Raw genomic sequence first — 21199 nt, 5'->3', positions numbered from 1 at the left:
CGGGGTGGCCGCGGTCATGGACCGCGGCCCGTCAATCACTTGGCGCAGGCGTCGGGCGTCTTGGCGTAGTCCCATCCCGGCGTTGGCTTGGCGCCATCGAAATAGGCGTTGAGCAAATCCTCCGGCATCGGATCCGTCGGCGGCACGGGGAAGATCGACACCGCATCGGGCGTCATGCAGTCCTTGTACCAGTTGGGCAGATCGGCATTGTGGACGGCCGGGATGGGGATCATCAGCGTGTTCAGCTTCGGCTTTTGCCCGTCCAGCATGCGCACGCCCACTCTAAAGAGCGTCTGCGCGGTCCAGTGCGGCAACAATGCATGGCCATCGAACTTGTACTTGTCGGGGTTGGCCTTCCAGTATCCGAGCGCGTCGCCTGTGAGGGATCCGGTGATGAGTGGTGCCGGGCGGCCGGCCTGCGCGAATGCCTCGGCGACGACGCGGCTTTCGCTGCCCGTCGTCCACACAGCATCGACCGGCGCCGGATTGGTGGCGATCGCCTGGAGCACGACCGTCTTCGTGACGTTTGCCGTCCAGTTGCCGTTCACCGAGCGAGCAACCTTCAGGTTCTTGTCCTCGGCGAGAGCATTGTCGGCACCCTGACGTTCCTGAGCGACAATCGGATGACCGGCGATCCCCTCCACCATCAGCAGGTTACCGCCCTTGGGAAGCGCCTGGTTGATGGCTGTCACCATGTCATAGCCCCAGCGGGCATAGTTGGAATCGACATTGATCGCGTTTTGGCTCGTCACCGAGCCGGCCGCGGTGACGAAGGGGATTTTTGCCGCGGCCGCCGCGTCCACCGCGTCGTCGAGAGCGGTCGCGGAGCCCGGGATCGAGGTGATGATCGAGCAACCCTTGTCGACGAAGGCGCGGATCTGGTTGATCTGCTGGCTGACGTCGTTGTTGGAATCGGAGACCTCGAAGTTGGAGACGCTGCCATCGGCGATCAACCCGTCGACGAGACGTTTCAGCTCCTTGGTGACGGTGACGCGCCAGGGATTTCCCTGGTAGGATTCCGAATGGCACCATTTCCAGGGCTTCGCCGGCGGCGTCCAGTTGCCCCAGGCCGATGGACCCACTTTTTGTGGCGCGCCCTCATATTGCGCCTTCAAGAGATCGGGCAGGCCCGACACGACTGTGCTCACATCACTTTGCGCCATGGCTGGCACGCCCAAAGCCGCCAGGCTCGCGCCCGCCAGCAAACTGCAGATGCTCTTTCTCATTTCACTCCTCCTTATGGCGCCCGGTTCCTCCCGCGCCCAATTTCAAAAGCTGTTGGCAAACATCCTGTTGAGATCGGCGACCACCCGCGGTGCCGCTTCTCCATCCTTGAGGCCCGTATTGATGCGGTCGGATGCCTGCTGCTGGAAGGCCATATAGCCGTTGTGCCGCGGCCGCACCCAGGCGCCATCCAGGGTGGCGCGGGTCGCGCGATAAAACTCCGAAGCGTTCCGGTTGACGTCATCGTCCTCCCAGGCGGCGGAATGGCCGGGCTGCCCACCGGCGCTCGCATATAGTCCACGCTGGATTGGGCCGCTCGCGATCCAATAGGCGAAATCGATTGCCTCCTTCGGGTTCCTGGAGAAGGCCGAAACCGCGATACCGGTACCGCCGAGCGCCGATCCAATCGGGCCATGGCTGCCCGCGGTGGGGATATCGGCAAACCGCACCAACCGGTCGCGGAAGCCTGGGATCGAATAGCTGACATATCCATAGATAAGGGGCGCGCAGACGATGCGGCTGTCGGCCGAGGACATCCGCTCGAGGACAGCGATCGGATCCATCTCGAAACAGGCGGGATCGACGAGCGATGCGATCTCGCGCATCATCTCGAAGGTCTCGGCGCCAGCCGCGGGCTCGATCAAGTGGCCGGGGTCGACACGACAGGGGTGTCCGCGATTGGCTGAGAGCGTGTAAAACGTCATCAGCGTGTGTGGCGGGCGAAGCGGCAGCAAGACCCGCCCTTCACTTGCGAGCGAGATGACCTCCGCCCAGGTGGCGGCGGGCTTGGCCAATTCGTCCGGCCGGTATGCCTGGACCTGCGTCGCCGCGTCGATCGGAAAGCCCCACTGGCGGCCATTGGCATTGTAGCTCGGGTAGGACGCACCGACGCTGCCGGCCGCGAGCGCTTTCCGCTCATCGGCGCGCTCCTTCAAATCGAGTGGCAGCAGGCATTTCTCATGGGTGATCTGTCCAACATGGGGATGATCGATGACGATCAGGTCGTAGGCGCGAGCCAACTCTTCGACAGGATAGGCCTCGAAGTCCTGCAGGGACCGCTTTTCCCAGTGTACGGCAATGCCTGTCTCCGCCTCGAAGAGTTCGGAGCAGGCGACCATTGGATCGTAGCCACGCGGATGGCTCCATGTCATGCCCTTCAACGTCACCTTGCTCATAGTCCAAACTCCTCGCGGATCGCCGCGCTATGTTCGCCGATGCGGGGCGCCGCGCGATCGAATTTCGGGCGGGCACCATCGACGCGAAGGGGTGAGCGTGTGGTGAGGATCGACACGTCATCGTCACGGGTGACGGTTTGCAGCATGTCGAGGGACTTGAAGCCGTCGCTTTCCATGAGCTCGTGCCAGTTCAAGACCTTGGCGCACCAGATATCGGCCGGCTCCAGGATGGCCAGCCATTCGTCGATCGTGCGGGTCACGATCTTATTGGCGATGAGCTCCTTGATCCGGTCACGATCACGGAACCAGCTCGAGGGATCGTCACGATATGGATCGAGCTCAGGCATGCCAAGGAGATCGGCGAGCTTTGGTATCGGGGTCATGGCGATCGAGAGGTAGCCGTCGCTGGCGGCATAGACGCCGTAGGGCGCGGAAAGATAGGCGTGCGCGCTGCGAAAATTGGATCGCCTTGGCAGACGCTTGCCGTCGTTGAGATGGGTGGTCAGCACCTCGAACTGGAAGTCGACCAGTGCCTCCATCAAGCTTGTCTCGACGAGACTTCCCTTGCCCGTCACGCCCCGGCGCACGAGTGCCGCCAAAATGCCCTGACAAGCGGCGGCACCCGCCAACATGTCGCCAATCGCCAGGCCGAAGGGAACAGGACCCTGATCCTCGTCACCATTGAGCCACATGACGCCTGAGCGCGATTGCGCAAGCAGATCCTGGCCTGGTCGCTTGACCCACGGACCCTCGTCGCCATAGCCGCTGATCGATGCGTAGACGAGACGCGGGTTGAGCGCCTTGACTGCTTCATAGTGAAGACCGAGCCTCTCGATGACGCCAGGCCGGAAATTCTGGATAACCACATCCGCGCTCTGAAGCAATGTCCTTAATGCCTTCAGATCACTCTCGTTTTTAAGGTCGATCGCCAGGCTTTCCTTTGCGCGGTTGATGGCGTGGAAGATCGTCGAGTCACCGCCGATTTCCGTGTCGCTGAGATAAAGACGCCGCGACAGGTCACCGCCATCGGGACGCTCGATCTTGATCACCCGGGCGCCAAGATCCATCAGCCGGAGCGAGCAATATGGGCCGGACAGGAACTGGCTCATGTCGACGACCACGAGGCCGCTGAGGGGGAGATCATTCGATTGCGTCATTGCAGATTACTTTTCCGTCTTGCCGGCGAAATCGGCCGGGTTCTTGTACTTCACGGTTTGGAGGTGCTCGCAGTAGAGAACGAGCTCGCCCTCGCCCTTGAAGACTTCATAGCTTGCCCTGATCAGGCCGAGTTCCTGGTAGCGAGGTCGTTTGTCGAGGTTGGTACGGATCGTGTAGATCGTGTCGCCGATGAAGACCGGCTTGATGAAGCGCAGCCTGTCATAGCCATATGAAAAAGCATTGACGCAGTTGGTCGCGACCAGGCCAAGCCCAGCGGAAAAGACGAAGGCGCCGGCGACGAGGCGCCGACCGAACACGCCGTCGCTTTCAGCAAACATCTGATCCTGCACGTAGGGATGAATGTCGGTCACCAGCACATTGAAGAGATGGCTATCGCTCTCGCCAATCGTGCGGCGCAACGAGCGGATCTTCTGTCCCTCGGGCCAGTCCTCGTAAAACCAGTTTTCGGCGTTCCACACCGGCAGATCGGCATGCTCCCGCGGCATGTCGGATGGATGCGTGGACGAAATCCCGACGGTCGGCTCCTGGCCCACAACGATGCCCTCCCCGGCAGCGAAATTTCTTATGTGAATATCACTTTCACATATGCATCGCCTTTGCAAGTCCATTCGATTATGCGATCAAGGAGACGAAGCATGGACGGAACGGGAGGCCGGATATGAGCGAAGCCTATTTTCTTTTCATCGGATCCTGTAACCGCAAGACGCCCTACTTCGCGTCGGCGAACGGCGCTGGCATTAGCGTCTATCGGTTCGAGGAGGAGACACTGGAGGCAACGAAAGTCACCGAATATGCCGAGATCGACAATCCGACCTTCCTCTCGGTGAGCTCGTATGGAAACGCGGTCCATGCCAATTCCGAGATCTTCGGCTGGCGGGAGGGACTTGTCACCGCCCTATCGTTCGACAAAACGTCCGGCGCCCTTACCTATCTCAACATGCAGCCATCACGCGGCAGTATCACCGCTCACAATGTCGTCTCGCGCGACGGCAAAAAGCTGATGGTCGTGAATTACGGCATGGGTGACGGCGGGCCCGACCAATCCCTGGTGGCATTTCCATTCACAGACGAAGATGGTCTTCATCCCCCTAGCGCATCCATACGTCAGATCGGCCAAGGACCCGACACTACCCGGCAGGAACGCAGCCACGCCCACAGTGTCGTGGAGATCAGCGACAATCTATTCGTGGTGGCCGATCTCGGCTGCGACACACTGACAAGCTATCGCTTGGAGGGCGATCAACTCCTCCATCTCTCGCAAACGCAGTGTGAGCCAGGCGCTGGACCGCGACACACGGCCCTTCACCCGAACGGGCGTTTTCTGTATGTGCTGAATGAACTTAACTCGACTTGCTCAAGTTTTGCCGTGGATGCCCGATCAGGGGCGCTGACACCGATCAGCTCGATGAAAGCACTTCCGGAAACCCACGGAAACCATTGTTCCGATATCCAAATCTCGCCCGACGGTCGTTTTCTTTACGGCGGAAATCGTGGCCATGACAGCATTTCGGTGTTCAAGACGCTCGACAATGGCGAAGTCGAACTCCTCTCAAGCGTGCCCTGCGGCGGCAAGACACCTCGAAACCTCGCGCTTTCTCCGTCTGGTCGTCATCTGTTTTGCGCCAATCAAGATTCCGACCGGATTTCAGTGTTCGAACGAGATGCCAAGACGGGCCTACTGCGCGGTACCGGAGCCTCCATCGAAACCGGCACGCCAACCTGTATCAAGACCTCGGCAGCCTGACACGGATCAAAGTCACGCTTAATCACGACCCACATCTCAAACCCAGATGCCCTGATTGAATAGGTCACGGGGATCTGCTCAGCGCCGAACCCGGCGGCCAAACCGAAGCAGTCCGCGTCGCAGAGCTTCAGCTCCTTGCCTTTGACATGGGCATGCGCCCCATCCTTCACGGCAACGCGTGTCTGGACTCCGTGCCGACGCCGGGTTCGGGCGTGACGCACGCTTTCCTCGCGCACGGCCTGGTCTAGCCAACATGGCGCTTGGACAGCCCTCCGACATCCCTTGCCTCCTCGCGGACAATTTAAACGGAGCTATTCTCAAGATTCCTGCTTATAGGTTGCATTTGGCCTTGATCGTGTTCGCACGTTTAGGTAGGCACGTGCTACGAATTGAAATGGCAGATCAGCATAAGAATGAACTTACTCTACAAGTGCCTCGATTTTTTCAGTGCATCGAAGTCAAAGTACCGAAATCACCTTGTCCCCTTCCCAAGCCAAGCCGGCAGAGCCTTGCCCCAAGCGGTGGCGGGCACGATCGTGGCGTTTTACACCAAGAATTCCCTATATGAGTTCGAAGCGAGACGAATGGTGTCGTCGGCAAGGCGCCTCGGTCTCTCGGTCGAGACGACTGCAGTCGACAGTGCCGGCAGCTGGGTCCGAAACGCATCGCTGAAAGCGGCATTTCTTCTGGAGGCTCGTCGGCAGCATCGCGGACCGCTCCTCTATGTCGACGTTGATGCCGTCTTCCACCGCAACCCTTGGCCACGGCTATCGCGGTATGAGTGCGACATCGCTCTATACCGGGAGAACGGCCGATTGCTCTCGGGGACGATATTATTGAACGACACTCCCCAGACGCTGCACCTCTTGGAAGAGTGGAAGAAAAGGTCCGACACCAACCCCGAGATCTGGGACCAAGTCGTTCTTCAGGAGATCCTCGATCAGAATCAGGCTCTTAAGACCGGTGTCTATAGCGTTGAAGCACTTCCCGCCACTTTCTGTTGGATCTTCGACCGACTTTCAAACGTTAGGGACGACCACGTTTTTATTGAGCATCTCCAAGCGAGCCGACAAGCAAAGGGTACGGAAAAAAGGGGACGGAACAAAAGCCTGGAGCGTCGAGCGGCGCGGGTTGAGACCATCGAAAAAATACTCGCCGTCGAAGACGCTGGCTAAGCCAGTTGCCTTTCGGCCCTACGCTTTCAACGTCAAGGAGGCATGTTGAAGGCCTCGAACAGCCCGGACAAATTCTTATGTTTGCAAGTTTCACAGCTGAGGACGGGAACAGCGCGGTCTCTGTCCACATCAACCCGGAGTACGTCGCCTCGGTCCTGGAAATACAATCTGATAGAACGAAAATCACGCTGTCCGGCGGCACGGATCATATCGTGGCACATCCACTCGACGTTGTCGTGCGTCGCCTGCAGGAAGCTCTGGGACCGGTCGCGATATAGAGCGAGACTTAAGCCCTGGTATCAAAAACGCGCTCTGATCGATGCTACACAAGCCGAGCTAGTCCCGGCGTGCTAGCTTGACGTCGGCCTTCGCACTAATGTACGTCTGGCGCATCTCCTTGTTGCGACAAAGTTCTCTTTCCCTGACGCTCTGTCGCAAGGAAAGCGGCTCACGCCGCCTCCCCTTCGTCGCTATCGTCGATGGTGATGCGGGGCTGCAGGTGATGCAGGTAGTCAACCGCGCGCTGCGCATGGGCCGCGGCTTGAAAGATGGCGCGCTTGTCGCCACGAAGCACGTGCAGCCATCCGTCGATGTAGCTTGCATGGTCGGGTCTCGGTTCGAGCTCGGGCGCGATGCCGAGATCGGCGCAGAGAAACGCGCTGCCAAGTTCGGCGATAAGCTCTTCACGGGCACGTTCCGTGCGGTCCTTGCCGTAGCGGGATAGATCGCGGTCCAGACGAGCGGGCGTCGAGGTCCAGTGCGTCTTATGCCGATATCGGCATAAGACGCATAATGCCGACTGCGGGATTATGCCGATCAGGGCGGTGATGCGCCGCAGTTCTCAAGGAACCAGGCGCATCTCAGTCGGCATAATCGGATCAGTTTTCTTTCGACGGTGTCGGGATGGGATCATCTCGACAGTCGTGTACCGGCTGAAGAATTACGACAGCCTTCAACAGGGTGCCTCCTGAAGCGGATCCGAGCTAGATCTGGCTAAATTGTACGATCGTTAAACGATAATATCGATCTGCAAGCCAATATGCAGAAGCCATGGGATCATGTGGTGCGCCTTAACCAGAAGGAGCACCACATGAAGTCTATTATCGAGACCACCGCCAGCGCCCAGCTATCCTCCTCAGTCGTTGAGGAGTTTTGTAACCGCCTCCGCGATGAGCAATACTCACATACTACGATCACTGCCTACCGCCAGGTCGTCCGGCAGCTCGGCAATGCCATCGCTGTAACCGGTCTTGAATGGCAGGCGCTGACGCCGGAAGCCTCTGTGATACTGGTCAAGCCGGCCGCGAAAAATGCCGCCTATCGCCTGAAAAAGTTTGTCCGCTTCCTTGCTGAAAAAGGCATCGCAGCGCCTCCTCCCGTGCCGAGCGAGGCAGAACTCGCCCGCAACGCGCTTCGTGGTGAGTTCGAGGTATATCTGCGGACGCAGAGGGGGATGAGCGAGCATACAATCCGACATGCCTCCTACATGGCGAGACGCTTTCTTGCCTTCAGGTTCGGAAACACCCAGGACCGCCCCGGCGAAATCGCCGTTAAAGACATCTCCGACTTTCTCGCGGAAATTCTGGATCGTACATCACCGTTCCGCGACAAAACAGTCTCAACTCACCTACGCTCGTTCTTCGGCTTTCTCTTCCAGACGGGGAGGACGCGGACGAACCTCTCAAAAGTGGTCCCGCGCGTTGCCATCCGTCACGGCACCAGACTTCCTCGCCACTTTAAGCAGGAGGATGTCGAGGCGGTGCTCGAAAACGTTCGCAAAGTGAAAGGGAGTCCGAAGCGGGACTACGCGATGCTTTTGCTGATGGCACGGTATGGGTTGCGGGCGCCAGAGGTGATTGCGATACAAATCGAGGATATCGATTGGCGAACTGCTGAAATCCTTGTTCGAGGCAAAGGGCACTTGCACGACAGACTTCCGCTTCTGCCGGACGTCGGGGAAGCTCTAGCGGACTACCTTCAATCGGAGCGTCGAGCCCAGACCCGTGATCTCTTTGTATCGGCTCGGCCACCTCACAGGCCGTTCAAGGACTCACAGCGGCTGAACCATCTTCTGCGAGGCGCCTATGGCAGATTGGGTCTAAAGCCGCCGGCGCCCTATATCGGTTCACACATCCTTCGCCATAGCCTCGCGACAAACTTGCTGGAAAAGGGTGCGCCCCTGAATGAAATTGCCGACACGCTGCGGCATAGATCCCGGACGACGACGCTCAAATACGCCAGACTTGATGTCGAGGGGCTGCGAACGATCGCAAGGCCATGGCCCACGGCGGAGGACGCCGCATGAGCACCTTGTCGGCACAACTGGACAACTATCTCAAAATCCGTCGCGGTCTCGGGTTTGCTCTCCGGACGGATGAACGGATCCTGCGCAGATTCACCGAGTTCGTCATATCGGAAGGCTCGGAACTACTCCAGCGCGATCATTTTGCGCGATGGATGAAACACTTCGGCAAGGCCGGCCAATATACGTGGTCTCGGCGGCTCGGGATCATAAGGCTCTTTGCGGCCTGGCTGCATGCTAACGACAGTCGGAATGAGATTCCGCCGGCAAATTTTATTCCTCAACGGAAGCGCCGACCGAAGCCCTTCATCTACACGTCAGCCGAAATTGGCCAAATCCTTGATCAGGCGGCAAGACTTCCCTCAGCAAACGGTATCCGACGGCTGACATACGCCACCCTCTTTGGCCTGATCGCCGTTACGGGCCTCCGCATCAGTGAGGCTTTGGCGCTTGATTGCAGCGATATCGACTTCGACAATGATGTGCTGACCGTCCACAACGGCAAATCCGGCAAGCAACGGATTGTGCCCTTTAGCGAAAGCGCCTCACTCAAGCTCCGCATATACGCTCGAGAACGCGATCGGCTTTCCGAGGGGCAGCCTGTTCCTTTCTTCGTGGACGATCATGGCCGAAGGATCAGCGCTTGCGCGGCTCGGTACAACTTTGCCTCGGTCTGCCAGGCAGTCGGCTTACGGCAGCCTCAAAGATACCAGCGACATGGGGTCGGCCCGCGGATCCATGATCTACGGCACACGTTCGCAGTTCAGACGATGATCGACTGGTATCGTCAGGGCTTGGATCCCAATCAGGAGATCATCAAGCTCACCACGATACTGGGTCATGAAAGTATCTCTCATACATACTGGTATATCGAGGCGATCCCGGAACTGCTCGAGCTGGCGTCCAGCAGGGCAGAGCTCTCCCTGGAGCGGGAGGCGCGCCAATGAGCCCCTCGCGCCTTCCCAGTCTGATCCAGCGCTTTTTTACCGAGCGACTGACCGAACAAGTCAACGCAAGCCCGAACACGATCGCGGGCTATAGGGACACGTTCCGGCTCCTCCTGATGTTTGCCAGTTCGCAATTAGGCAGACCACCAACAAAGCTGGCGGTCGAAGACATAGATGCCACGTTGGTCGGGTCGTTCCTCAACTACGTCGAGGCCGAAAGAGGCAATTCCGCTCGCAGCCGAAATACGCGGCTGGCCGCCATACGCTCCTTCTTCCGCTTTGTGGCCATGTTGGAGCCGGATCTCCTTCGGCATTGCCAGAAGATCCTGGACATGCCGAATAAACGGTACGTGAAGCGAAGCATCGACTTCCTGGACAGAACGGAAATCGATGCGATCATTGCCGCACCCGATCGATCGACTTGGGCGGGTCGACGAGACCACACGCTTCTCGTTCTGGCGCTTCAGACCGGCCTACGAGCATCAGAGCTCATCTCCCTACGGCGATCAGAAATTGTTCTCGGAACCGGAGCGCATATCCGGTGCCAGGGAAAAGGACGAAAGGAACGCAGCACGCCACTCCGACGCCATACGGCGAAGCTGCTGCAAACTTGGATAAATGAATGCCGTAGCGATACAGGCGACATCGTGTTCCCGACGATCCGTGGGACACGCATGAGCAGAGATGCCTTGGAACGCTTGATCAGCCGGCACACCCTGACTGCTGCGAGATCGTGCCCGTCATTGACGGAGAAGCGGGTCAGCCCGCATGTCCTTCGCCACAGCACCGCAATGGAATTGCTCTATCACGGTGTTGACCAGACGGTAATCGCGCTGTGGCTCGGCCATGAGTCCGTGGAGACAACGCAAATCTATGTCCATGCGGACTTGCGCCTGAAGGAAAAGGCGCTGGCTCGGATGGTTGCTCCGGAAGCAAAACCCGCTCGTTACCAGCCAAGCGACAAACTTCTCGCATTCCTGGAAACGCTCTGATTATGCCGACTGAGATGCGCCTGGTTCCTTGAGAACTGCGGCGCATCACCGCCCTGATCGGCATAATCCCGCAGTCGGCATTATGCGTCATTTCGTGGCTGAGGACGGCGACATAGCTAGCCTCATCGACGAAACTGTCGAGAAGTGGCATCTGGATGTAGTCCTTGGCGGCGGCATAGTATGCGGACGAACCGCCATGGCGGATGAGCGCTCCGGTATTGGCGAGGAAACGCCCGGCCCTCCCGATGCGATCAAATGGATCGGAGAGATCGACATTTGCCTGATGATGCCCGTCGAGCCCCTTGATCTGGTCGGTGTTGAAGACGGTGTAGGCCTTGATGAAGGGAATGGTGCGTTCGACGTCATCGCCTTTTTCGACTGTCTCGGCGCGGATGATTGAACTGGCGAAGACGACGGTCGTGCCGGTCTCGCCCTTGCGGACGGCGGCTCCCAGTTCCAGGTCGGGTAGCGGGGCAGCGTCGCCGCTGCCCCGCCCCCTCAGAACCGTGCTTGCGAGTTTCCCCGCACACGGCTCAAGCAAACCGCTTGCGATCCCGTACACTCCTCTCCGCAGCAAGAGCCTGGAGATGGCAGTAGAGGTGCATGAGGCGCTGATTATCGAGCGTGCGTTTCCCACCAAGGCGAGGTGCCGTGATGTGGTGAACGCACAGGGCCTCGTCGTTGTGCAGGGTCTCACCGCAGCGGAAGCACATGCCTCCTTGTTCTTTGGCGAGAGCCTGTTGCCGACCGGAAAGCTCGGCATGCTGACGCGATCTTCGCCGCACCCAATAGTCTCGGAGGGCTGGATCATCTGGCGATGCGCCCCCTTTCACAAGGATATGTCGAACGATCGGGGTCCACGCAAACTTGATGAGACGACCGCCGTCTCCGGCAGCATCGCCGAAGACCCAGTAGTCCATTCTCTTGGGGTGTAACTTACCCCAGTATTTGCGCGTGACCCAGTACCATGGCTTTTGCGGATGTGTCTTCCGCGCCCAACGGACCTCTTTGCCAAAGATCCAGCTGTCGAGTTGGGCGAATAGCCGTTTCGATACCACGCTCCGGTAATAATTGCTCCAGCCTCGAATGATCGGGTTTAGCCGAGTAAGGACGGTGACTATGTTCTGACCGTCCAGTCCTCGCCATTCCCGTATCATCCTGGCTTTCAGCGATTTCACCGATTTCCGGGAAGGCTTGATCAACAGCTTCCAGCCCCATCGGGTTTCCGGACTCCGATATTGGCGGATGTTGAAGCCGAGGAAGTCGAACCCATCGGATAGATGCACTATCCGCGTCTTCTCGTCTGAGAGGACAAGGCCCCGCGCTGCCAGCCAGGCGGATAGTTCCACCCGAGCCTGACACGCATCTTCTTCGCTATCGCAGAAGACGACAAAATCGTCTGCGTAGCGGATCAAACACCGCTTGCCGACATTGTCGCCGCGGGTGATGTATTTCACACCAACCGCGGCCTCCATGCCGTGCAGGGCGATGTTGGCGAGCAGAGGACTGATCACGCCACCTTGCGGCGTACCACTATCGCTGTCGTGAAAGACCCCGCGCTCCATGTACCCCGCTTTCAGCCACTGACGAATGAGCTCCTTTGCAGGGAACCCTTCGATGGCGTTGAGCAGGAATTCATGGTCGATGTTATCGAACGCCCCTTTGATGTCAGCATCGAGAACCCATCGGCGGCGGCGCACTGGTGCGGCGACATTGTAGATTCTCGCTATGGCATCGTGGCATCCCCGTCCCGGCCTGAACCCATAGCTGCAAGGCTCGAAGCGTGCCTCCCAGAAGGGTTCGAGCGCGTTTTTCACCCGCGCCTGCAAAGCTCGGTCACGGATGGTTGGGATTCCAAGGGGGCGCAGTTTCCCGCCTGCCTTCGGAATATACACCCTACGCGCTGGCGCTGCTCGCCACGGCTGAACCGACATGAGGCTGTCGGCCAACTCGTTGCGAGCCTCGACGGTCGTCGTGACGATGCCGTCTACGCCAGCAGTGTATTTTCCCTTGTTCTCCTGAGTGACCTGTCGCACGCTTTTCAGCGTGTTTGAGTAACTCCGAAGCATCAGGTTCTGTAAAGAACGCACCTTGGCAAGGTCGTTCTCACGGGACGCCCGGAAGATGCGCTGTCTCAGATTGCGGACGCGCCGATTGACTTGCCGCCAGTTGACGGCATTCCAGTCGGTCTGTCCCTTGGTTCCGTTTGCAGAAGAATTCCGCACCTAACTTTTCCCTCGGTTAGCAATCATCACAACGTCTTCGGGCGGTTCACCAAACCCACGTCAGCAGCCTTTCGGCTTGAGCATTGCTCTATCCGGCAGGTTATGGATTCCCTTGATCTTTCGATCTGCCGGCATTCGCTTCTTGGGTCTTCCTGTTCCCGCTGGGCATTCAGCTTCCCTTGCGGTCGGCCTACCGGCGTTGCCACCGGTTCCCATCGGGGTTTCCGTGTTCCACATGAAGGAGATGCGGTCGGGGCGGGCGCTCTCAGTACGCCGGGGCGCGGTGTTCGCGGTGGGGCCAAGCTCACCCCAGTTCGCATTTGCCCAGCTCGGCCGTGTCAACCAACGGTTACGGCCTTACTACCTCACGGCGCGTTTCGATGAGAATTCACTCGCGTTCGCCCTTCCGACCTTCGCCTCGCCCGACAAAATGCGTTGGCTGCATTTCCATCTTGGGCTTTCATTCCCGCTTCACACCACGCCGTTACCGACGTCGCATGGGGAATGTGGCGACAGAGTTGAACACTACTCATGGACCCATGGGGTCACTCCTTTCATGCGACTTTCACGTCGCACTGCCTGACGATAGGTCATCCAGGTCGAGGAGGAGAAGCCTCGGGCGATTGCCTCGGACCAGAGGAGAAGGACGTTGATGCCGGAATAAGGCTCGCCATTGTGGCGAAGTGGACGGGTGACGGTCGCTGATGGCGAGGCGCTGTGCCATGGCTGGATCCAGGGACGCACGCCGCGGTCGAGTTCGGCGATGATCTTGTCGGTGATGCGGCTATAAATATCGGATCTGTGGTTGCTGTGCTCTCTTGTCATGTCGGCCTCCGTTCGGGGTCGCGACCATCGCGACCTGCCACGGCGGTCCGAAAGCCAGGCTAGAAGCGTCGGCTGGCACCCGTAGGGCCGGAACGAAGAGCAGGACGGCAAGGCCGTTGCGGCCGGCGCGAGCCTGGCAGGACAAAGCCGGGGCAGGACGTGGTGATGCTGGCCTCGAAATGGCGGTGACGGGCGGGAGCAACGCCCGCCGCGACTGATTATCCTCGGCGCACCATCGACTTGGCGATCTCGACAATATCGTCTCGCGACGCCGTCGGATCCTCTTTCGACCAGGCAATGCCAAGCCCGATCTTGAAGTCGATCCCCCTCACCTTCTTGAGCACGAAGCTGCGGTTGGGGATATCGGTCGTCCACTCCGGTGCGAAGCCGATGCCAAGACCGGCGGAGACGAGAGAGACCAGCGAATAGGTGTCGTCGCAGCTGTAGGCGACGTTCTTAGTCAGATCGTATTCCTCGAACCTCTCATTGAAATACCGCTCGGTGTAGGAGAGGTTCTGCCGATTGAAGGCAATGATCTTCTGATCGCGGAGGTCCTCGATCGAGATCTCGTTCAGTGAAGCCAGAGGATTGCTCTCCGCAACCGCCAGCAGATAGCGTTCATGGGCAACGGAGAAGAAACGCAGCGATCCGATGTTCTCGACCGGCCTGATGAAGCCGAGGTTCAATTGTCCGGTCTCCAGTCCGCGTATAATGTCCCCTGTGTTGCCTGAAGCAATGTGAATGCGGACGTCGGGAAACTTGCGGGCGATCTTGCCGAGGAACAGGGGCAGCATGCCCATGGTGGCTGGATAGACGGTACCGATCTTGATCTGGCGGATGCGACTGCCGCCGGCGGCCCGCGTCAGCTCGGTCGTCAGTTCCATCTCGCTGAGGATGCGAACAGCACGATCGTAGAAGGTCTCCCCTGCCCTCGTCAGCTCGACCCGACGAGTGGAGCGAATGAACAGCGGACATCCGAGCTCCCTCTCCAGCGCCATGACATGGTTGCTGAGCGCTGGCTGGGCGATGTTCATCTTGATCGCGGCCCGCCCGAAGTGAAGCTCCTCGGCGACCGCTCGAAAAAGGGAAAGCTGGCGTAGTTCCATCTGAAGGTACCATTAAGACGTTCGACACGGTGAAACAATCGGTCGCCGCTAGCTGACCGACACACAAATATGAAATTGCTCACAGGAACAGGTGTTCAGCGCTGGAAGAATCAGCGCAATTTGCCTACGCGTGTAGTCGTACGACCTGCAGGACGCCGGGTCAAGTGTTTTCACTACGTGTGTAGTTATTTTTTGGTGGTTGATGGCAAATTTAACTCCAGAGGCAAACCGTGCAGCGCGAGCGATGCTGAAATGGTCCGTGCGCGAGCTTGCAAAAAATGCCGGTATTGCCTTCTCGACAGTTCATCGTTTTGAATCTACCGGCAGCGCCACCGAATCTACGAAGGAGAAGATAAAAGCTGCTTATGCCTCCTTTGGAGTTGAGATCACCAACGGGGACTACACCGGCGTCCGCCTACGGCTTTCATCCAACAGCGAGCAGTAACCTTGCGGCGTTCCGCAGTTTAACGACCGGCACGTGATAGCCGGCATTTTGAAGCGACTTCGGACCGATTCACCTTGAAGATGTCTCTGACCGCCACGACCGCACCCCTATCAGTTGTTTGTTCGTAGGCGAAGGCGTCTGTACAGTCATGATCAACAGCTGCGTTCATTAGCTCGCATCGCGCGCCAGCGGGAGGGCAATCGAGACGGAGGCCGCGTATGACGTTCCTCAGCGGCTTAACTACGATCGACGCATCTATCGATGCTTAGTGCCGTCCGATAGGTACCGACCTGACCCGGTGCCAACCGAATTACGGCAGCGTCGCCGAAAGATACCGGAAAAGGTGGCTTGCCAGAAGCAGGACAAGCCTGGTCCCTTATTGCGGCAAAACGGAATAGCAAGAAGCTATCACGTCAGTTCGCTGGTTTATTGTCAGCGAAATATGGTCGAAAGGCCACTTCGAAAGACCGAGGCAGCTTAGAGGGATTGTAACGAAATATGAGAAGGAGACTGCCTCAAAGCCCTTACACTAATTGCAACCGTATCTGCATGAAGGTCGTAGAGAGTCTAATCCCACCTAGGGTGAGCCTGATTTCGCACCGCGCAATTTACGCATACGTCGCAGCTGTATTCGTCTCGTAACGGCCGGCGTGAATGCACGTGCACACTTCAGTGGATTTGACCTGCTTGCCGGGGTGGTGTATGGCCCTGCCGATCGTGGGACCCAGAACAATCTGAACGCCATCCAGCGTGCCTCCAGGGCAAAACATTCTCGAAAGAAGCAGGATCAATGACCATTTTAGTCACCGGCGGCGCAGGCTTTATCGGCAGTAATTTTGTTCTCGATTGGATGGCCAGCAGCGATGAAGTCGTATTGAATGTAGACAAGCTAACTTACGCAGGAAATCTAAGCAATCTGCGCGGCATCGTCGATAATTCGCGCCATATTTTCGTAAAAGGTGATATCGGAGATGCGTCGCTGATGTCGAGATTGCTGTCGGATTACAGGCCGAGAGCAATCTTGAATTTTGCAGCAGAGTCGCACGTTGATCGGTCTATCCACGGACCATCTGATTTTATAGAGACCAATATTGTTGGTACGTTTCGACTACTAGAAGCTGCTCGCAATTATTGGAGCGCGTTGCCAGATACTGAAAAGTTAGCATTTCGTCTGCTTCATGTGTCCACCGACGAAGTGTATGGTTCACTTGAGAAAGGCGCTCCTGCGTTTCGCGAGGACACCCGATACGAGCCCAACAGTCCCTATTCAGCGAGTAAAGCGGCGTCAGACCATTTGGTCCGTGCGTATCATCACACTTACGGGCTCCCGGTGTTGACTACGAATTGCTCCAATAATTATGGTCCTTTTCACTTTCCGGAGAAGTTAATACCCCTGTGTATTCTCAACGCCCTCTCGGGAAAGCAGCTTCCAATCTATGGTGACGGCCAGCAGATTCGGGATTGGCTTTTCGTAAAAGATCACTGCGCTGCAATTCGTCGCGTTCTCGAATCCGGTGTTACGGGCGAGACATACAACATCGGTGGGTGGAACGAGAAGACCAATTTGGAGGTGGTGCAGGCGCTGTGCACTATACTCAATGAGCTGAAGCCGCTTGGGGATCGTCGCTCCTATGCCGATCAGATTGCGTTCGTACAGGACCGACCTGGACATGATCGCCGATACGCAATCGACGCGACGAAGATATCGAAACAGCTGGGATGGAAACCTTCAGAAACGTTTGAATCAGGGTTGCGTAAGACGGTTAAATGGTATCTTGACCATCAAGAATGGGTTAATGACGTATCCAGTGGCGCATACCGAAGCTGGATAAAGGCGCAGTATGAAGGGGAGCGTCGATCATGAGTCGCAAAGGTATAATACTCGCTGGCGGATCAGGGACTAGACTCTATCCAGCGACAACCGCCGTTAGCAAGCAATTGCTACCCGTCTACGACAAACCAATGATTTATTACCCGTTAACTACACTAATGCTAGCCGGCATAAATGACATACTGGTTATATCGACGCCCCAGGATACGCCACGCTTTGAACAGTTGCTTGGAAGCGGTGCGCAGTGGGGAATAAATCTGCGCTATGCGGTCCAGCCTTCGCCGGATGGCTTGGCGCAAGCGTTTCTGATCGGCAAGTCGTTCATCGGAAATGACCCTTCCTGTTTAGTGCTGGGTGACAACATATTTTATGGTCATAACCTTTCCAACTTGTTGTCTAGTGCATCGTCGCGGCAGGATGGAGCAACGGTTTTCGCCTATCGCGTGACGGACCCAGAACGTTATGGAGTCGTTGAATTTACCGCCTCAGGTAAGGCTGTGAGCTTAGAAGAAAAGCCCAGTTCGCCCAAATCAAACCATGCGGTAACTGGATTGTATTTCTATGATCAGAAGGTTGTCGACTACGCTGGATCCTTGCGGCCATCTGTGCGAGGTGAACTTGAAATAACCGACATCAACCGACTTTACTTGGAAGAAGGCAAGCTTGAAGTCGAAATAATGTCACGCGGATATGCTTGGCTCGATACCGGAACCCACGAATCCCTATTGGAGGCAAGCCAATTCATCGCGACTCTCGAGCACCGTCAAGGACTTAAGGTTGCATGCCCGGAAGAGGTCGCGTTTAAAAGTTCTTGGATTGATCGCGAACAGCTCTTAAGACTTGCCGCACCACTGGCTCGAAACGCCTATGGTCGATATCTCTTGAATATTGCTGAAGAGAAGCTACCGTCTTGATGGCCAGAACGCAAAATCTTTTGATTGAGGCTTATCGTAGCCGAAACGTCATACGCCAATTGATCGCTCAACAACTCATTTTGCGATATAGAAGGACTTTGCTAGGATATCTTTGGACGCTAGTTAGCCCACTTCTAATGATGTCAGTGATGGCCGCTGTCTTTTCGGGACTGTTGAAATCAGACTTGAAGGATTTCGTAGTGTTTCTATTCGCTGCGATGATACCCTGGAATTTTTTTAGCGCCGTCGTCAGTCAGTCCGGGGGTTGTTTCATCAATAATGAGGGTCTCATTAAGAAAATATACATACCAAAGTTGGTTTTCCCGATCAGTCTTGCGCTAGCACTACTCGTCGATAGCCTTCTTTCATTCGTGGCACTGTTTGTTATAATTGTAGCCATAGGTGCTAAAATATCGATCGCGCTTCCCTTTGTGGTGGTGGGCTACATCCTTGTTTTCCTTTTTTCTTTTGGTGTCGGCCTCATAATGTCTGTCGCGACCGTTTTTTTTCGCGACCTGCAATACGTGACGGTTATTGCAATGCAAGGACTGTTTTTCTTGTCACCCATTCTTTACAAGCCCGAGGCGCTCGCCGGTGGCAGCGTAGGGTGGCTCGTTTCGTTGAATCCGATAGTACCATTTATCGAACTGTTTCGAATGCCACTCTACTACGGGAGCGTGCCAGCCGCTGACGTTTTGGTCCAGGCGTGCGTGTTCGCTTTGAGCTCCACCTTGCTGGGCTTGATTGTGTTCATGCGCAATGAGAAACAAATAGTATTCAGGCTGTAACAGATATGTCGTACATCAATGTCAGCGACCTCTCGATCAGATTTCGAGTCTACCATGACAGGTCTCCATCGCTAAAGGACTACTTTGCGAGTCTGCTACAAAAGAGACAAGCGAAATCGTATTCAGATTTTGCGGCAGTCAACGATGTGACGTTTTCGATTGTAGCAGGAGACCGTGTCGGTATCGTCGGACATAATGGCGCGGGGAAGAGCACCCTGCTGAAAGCGCTGTGTCGAATTTACGAGCCTTCAAGTGGGACGTTGAACGTAAATGGCAAGATCGCACCACTTCTCGAGATTGGAGCGGGATTCCATCCTGAATTTACGGGCCGTGAGAATATTTTCTTAAATGGTGCCATACTTGGCTACAATCGAGAAAGTTTGGAAGAGATATCGCCGGAGGTCATCGCTTTCTCGGAGCTGGAGGACTTTATCGATACGCCAGTGAAATATTATTCCACGGGGATGTACATGCGTTTAGCGTTTTCTCTGGCTACTGCGATGCATCCGGACATATTGGTACTCGACGAAATATTCGCGGGCGGCGACGCTGCATTTATGGCGAAAGCACGAGCCAGAATGACAACCATGATCGACAAAGCAAACATCATGATCATGGTCTCGCACGACCACAAGCTGGTTGAGACGCTTTGCAACCGTGTTTTGTGGGTAGACCACGGCCGGCTGGTAGCGGATGGATCGCCAAAAGAGATCGTTGCACAATATCTTGACAGCCAAAAGCTGGCGTCGAGCTCGTAGTGTAGATTTTCAGATCGGCTCACGATATTATCTCGAATGGAAATTTTGATGCCTAAAGGTGAGCTTCAAATAATATCCGTATCACCTCATCCGGCAAAACTGCGGTCAATGAGGACGTCGTTTCACTGGTTAGTAAAATGGTATCGTCGCTTCATTAAGCCCATCGCTCCCTTGCGTGCCGCAGCGCTTTTTTCGTGGAAATACGCATTACCACTGTATCTATCGATGGTATCGAGTTGGAGTTCCGACCCTGAGGTTCGAAAGTGGCGGCGCCTTGTGCCAAATCACTCATATAAGGACAGCCGTTGTGATGAGATCGATGCAAAGCTCGCAGAAGCTGCCTATGTGCAGACCAGAGCGCCAATCGTCGTCCCTAATGAATATCAGAGCTACATAACTTCTCAAGATGGCTACTTGGCGCCAGAAGTTTGTACCCGTCTATTGATGAATGCTAGGATCAATGGTGGATCCAACTTAATTGAATGTGGTGATACAGTCGTTTGTCACGACCTTTTCGATCTCCAGCGAGACTACACCAGCGAAGAATTACACGGTCGTCTACTAGTGTCGGCGGCTTCTTCGCGTGTCAGGTGGCTACATCGAGATGATGAACCGGTAGCTATTGATGTGGCCGCATCGTTTGTGGATGCATGTGCCCCGAATTATGCTCACTGGCTGACCGAAGTCCTACCACGCTTAGCTCTCTATTGTGCGCAAACGAAGTTCGAGGCCGTCCCCATCATCATAAATGCGGGCCTCCACGCAAATATTCTTGAATCGCTGTCCTATTTCGTTACATCCGATCGTAAGATAATCGCTCTGTCTACGGGGCGGGCATTGGAGGTAAGAGAGCTACATGCGACCTCCGTTGCAGGGTATGTCCCGTTTGGCAAGCGCAAGCGAAGGGGAGCTACGCTCCTAGGGCATTCCCAAGGACAGTTTAATCCAAATGCTCTTGAACATTTAAGAGCCGTGCTGTTGCCGGAAGTTCTGTCTGGACCTGCGGGCACAGTCCCCGAGAAATTCTACATCCGTCGAAATTCAGGCAGTCGCCGAGTTACTAATGCCGCCGAACTAGAGGCTGCTTTAGTAACGGGCGGCTACACCATAGTCGAACCAGAGAAATTAAGTTTTATTGAGCAAGTCCGTTTATTTGCGAACGCCAAAACGATTGTTGGTTCTTCGGGCGCAGCGCTCGCGAACATCGTCTTCGCCCCGAAATCGGCCAAAATTTACGTGCTGATCGGAAGGTTTCAAGACACCAGTTTTTGGTATTGGCAAAATATCGCGTCTGCTGTAGGTGGGACTGTCAATTACGTTTTTGGCGAGATAGAGGGAGATGCAGGGGAGGAAATACATGCCGATTTTGAGATCGACGTTCCTCTGCTGCTGAAGGCAATCGCTGGGGAGTAGCCGCTGGAACGGGAAGTCAAAGCTCCTGAGGTATGATGAAATAGAGTGGGTTGGTCTTTTTTAGCGTCCTATATGTGTGCTTGACAGATAATCTTTGCGTACAGGACCGAAGATCAAACCTTTCATACGCATTAACGCCCCTTTTGCGCCTTCCGT

Annotated in this window: 17 protein-coding genes and 3 pseudogenes; 11 read left to right on the top strand and 9 right to left on the bottom strand. The window is 56.3% G+C overall.

The window, feature by feature from the left end:
• Window positions 1-35 precede the first annotated feature (35 nt).
• Genes ACVTFQ_RS31480 through ACVTFQ_RS31465 form a run of 4 tightly spaced genes read right to left on the bottom strand, consistent with a single transcriptional unit; the run spans window position 36 to window position 4063 of the window.
• Window positions 36-1226 carry a substrate-binding domain-containing protein gene (locus ACVTFQ_RS31480; protein WP_470424596.1) on the bottom strand — a complete coding sequence of 397 codons (1191 nt, stop codon included), beginning with the start codon at window positions 1224-1226 and terminating at the stop codon, window positions 36-38.
• 42 nt (window positions 1227-1268) lie between these two features.
• Window positions 1269-2399 carry a carbohydrate ABC transporter substrate-binding protein gene (locus tag ACVTFQ_RS31475; RefSeq protein ID WP_470424595.1) on the bottom strand — a complete coding sequence of 377 codons (1131 nt, stop codon included), beginning with the start codon at window positions 2397-2399 and terminating at the stop codon, window positions 1269-1271.
• Entirely contained in the window at window positions 2396-3556 is a 1161-nt protein-coding gene (locus tag ACVTFQ_RS31470) for a CaiB/BaiF CoA transferase family protein (protein ID WP_470424594.1), read from the bottom strand. The genes ACVTFQ_RS31475 and ACVTFQ_RS31470 overlap by 4 nt, the downstream gene beginning before the upstream one ends.
• Before the next feature lie 6 nt (window positions 3557-3562).
• Window positions 3563-4063: a MaoC family dehydratase gene (locus ACVTFQ_RS31465; protein WP_283193926.1), complete on the bottom strand. Its 501-nt coding sequence runs from the start codon at window positions 4061-4063 to the stop codon at window positions 3563-3565.
• A gap of 173 nt (window positions 4064-4236) precedes the next feature.
• On the opposite strand from ACVTFQ_RS31465, the gene ACVTFQ_RS31460 reads away from it, so the two are divergent.
• Window positions 4237-5322: a lactonase family protein gene (locus ACVTFQ_RS31460; protein WP_470424593.1), complete on the top strand. Its 1086-nt coding sequence runs from the start codon at window positions 4237-4239 to the stop codon at window positions 5320-5322.
• 413 nt (window positions 5323-5735) lie between these two features.
• Window positions 5736-6497, top strand: a complete 762-nt coding sequence (locus ACVTFQ_RS31455) for a putative nucleotide-diphospho-sugar transferase (RefSeq protein WP_470424592.1) — start codon at window positions 5736-5738, stop codon at window positions 6495-6497.
• A 448-nt stretch (window positions 6498-6945) separates the two neighbouring features.
• On the opposite strand, the pseudogene ACVTFQ_RS31450 reads toward ACVTFQ_RS31455, so the two are convergent.
• Window positions 6946-7260, bottom strand: a pseudogene (locus tag ACVTFQ_RS31450) (zincin-like metallopeptidase domain-containing protein); the annotation flags it as partial.
• A 327-nt stretch (window positions 7261-7587) separates the two neighbouring features.
• Between ACVTFQ_RS31450 and ACVTFQ_RS31445 the strand changes: the two are divergent.
• The 3 genes from ACVTFQ_RS31445 to ACVTFQ_RS31435 are packed head-to-tail and all read left to right on the top strand — an operon-like array spanning window position 7588 to window position 10738.
• A complete protein-coding gene (locus tag ACVTFQ_RS31445) occupies window positions 7588-8802 on the top strand; it encodes a tyrosine-type recombinase/integrase (protein ID WP_112983273.1) in 1215 nt (404 codons plus the stop codon).
• Window positions 8799-9746 carry a tyrosine-type recombinase/integrase gene (locus ACVTFQ_RS31440; protein ID WP_112983272.1) on the top strand — a complete coding sequence of 316 codons (948 nt, stop codon included), beginning with the start codon at window positions 8799-8801 and terminating at the stop codon, window positions 9744-9746. Before ACVTFQ_RS31445 ends, ACVTFQ_RS31440 begins: the two co-directional genes overlap by 4 nt.
• The gene (locus tag ACVTFQ_RS31435; RefSeq protein WP_470424591.1) at window positions 9743-10738 is read left to right on the top strand and encodes a tyrosine-type recombinase/integrase; all 996 of its coding nucleotides are present in this window, start codon (window positions 9743-9745) and stop codon (window positions 10736-10738) included. The genes ACVTFQ_RS31440 and ACVTFQ_RS31435 overlap by 4 nt, the downstream gene beginning before the upstream one ends.
• 82 nt (window positions 10739-10820) lie before the next feature.
• Here ACVTFQ_RS31435 and ACVTFQ_RS31430 read toward each other — a convergent pair.
• From ACVTFQ_RS31430 to ACVTFQ_RS31415, 4 genes and pseudogenes are all read right to left on the bottom strand, one after another.
• Window positions 10821-11198 (bottom strand): annotated as a pseudogene (locus ACVTFQ_RS31430) (zincin-like metallopeptidase domain-containing protein); the annotation flags it as partial.
• Window positions 11199-11271: 73 nt separating this feature from the next.
• On the bottom strand, window positions 11272-12963 hold the full coding sequence (ltrA, locus tag ACVTFQ_RS31425; protein ID WP_113177758.1) for a group II intron reverse transcriptase/maturase: 1692 nt from the start codon (window positions 12961-12963) through the stop codon (window positions 11272-11274).
• A 573-nt stretch (window positions 12964-13536) separates the two neighbouring features.
• Window positions 13537-13788 (bottom strand): annotated as a pseudogene (locus ACVTFQ_RS31420) (ArdC-like ssDNA-binding domain-containing protein); the annotation flags it as partial.
• A gap of 218 nt (window positions 13789-14006) precedes the next feature.
• Window positions 14007-14894, bottom strand: a complete 888-nt coding sequence (locus ACVTFQ_RS31415) for a LysR family transcriptional regulator (RefSeq protein WP_470424590.1) — start codon at window positions 14892-14894, stop codon at window positions 14007-14009.
• Between the two features lie 244 nt (window positions 14895-15138).
• Between ACVTFQ_RS31415 and ACVTFQ_RS31410 the strand changes: the two genes are divergently transcribed.
• From ACVTFQ_RS31410 to ACVTFQ_RS31385, 6 genes are all read left to right on the top strand, one after another.
• Window positions 15139-15339: a transcriptional regulator gene (locus ACVTFQ_RS31410; protein ID WP_111565155.1), complete on the top strand. Its 201-nt coding sequence runs from the start codon at window positions 15139-15141 to the stop codon at window positions 15337-15339.
• 790 nt (window positions 15340-16129) lie between these two features.
• Window positions 16130-17203, top strand: coding sequence for a dTDP-glucose 4,6-dehydratase (rfbB, locus tag ACVTFQ_RS31405; protein ID WP_470424589.1), 1074 nt, complete (start codon window positions 16130-16132; stop codon window positions 17201-17203).
• Complete coding sequence (gene rfbA / locus ACVTFQ_RS31400) at window positions 17200-18084, top strand: glucose-1-phosphate thymidylyltransferase RfbA (protein ID WP_470424588.1); 885 nt, start codon at window positions 17200-17202, stop codon at window positions 18082-18084. Before rfbB ends, rfbA begins: the two co-directional genes overlap by 4 nt.
• Window positions 18084-18872 (top strand): ABC transporter permease, encoded by a 789-nt coding sequence (locus tag ACVTFQ_RS31395; RefSeq protein ID WP_111565159.1) that lies wholly within the window; start codon window positions 18084-18086, stop codon window positions 18870-18872. Before rfbA ends, ACVTFQ_RS31395 begins: the two co-directional genes overlap by 1 nt.
• A gap of 5 nt (window positions 18873-18877) precedes the next feature.
• Window positions 18878-19630, top strand: a complete 753-nt coding sequence (locus ACVTFQ_RS31390) for an ABC transporter ATP-binding protein (protein ID WP_470424587.1) — start codon at window positions 18878-18880, stop codon at window positions 19628-19630.
• 36 nt (window positions 19631-19666) lie between these two features.
• A complete protein-coding gene (locus ACVTFQ_RS31385) occupies window positions 19667-21043 on the top strand; it encodes a glycosyltransferase family 61 protein (RefSeq protein ID WP_470424586.1) in 1377 nt (458 codons plus the stop codon).
• Window positions 21044-21199: the final 156 nt, after the last annotated feature.

The sequence above is a fragment of the Rhizobium sp. O111 genome, assembly GCF_055616315.1.
This window is presented reverse-complemented; position numbering and strand designations above follow the sequence as displayed.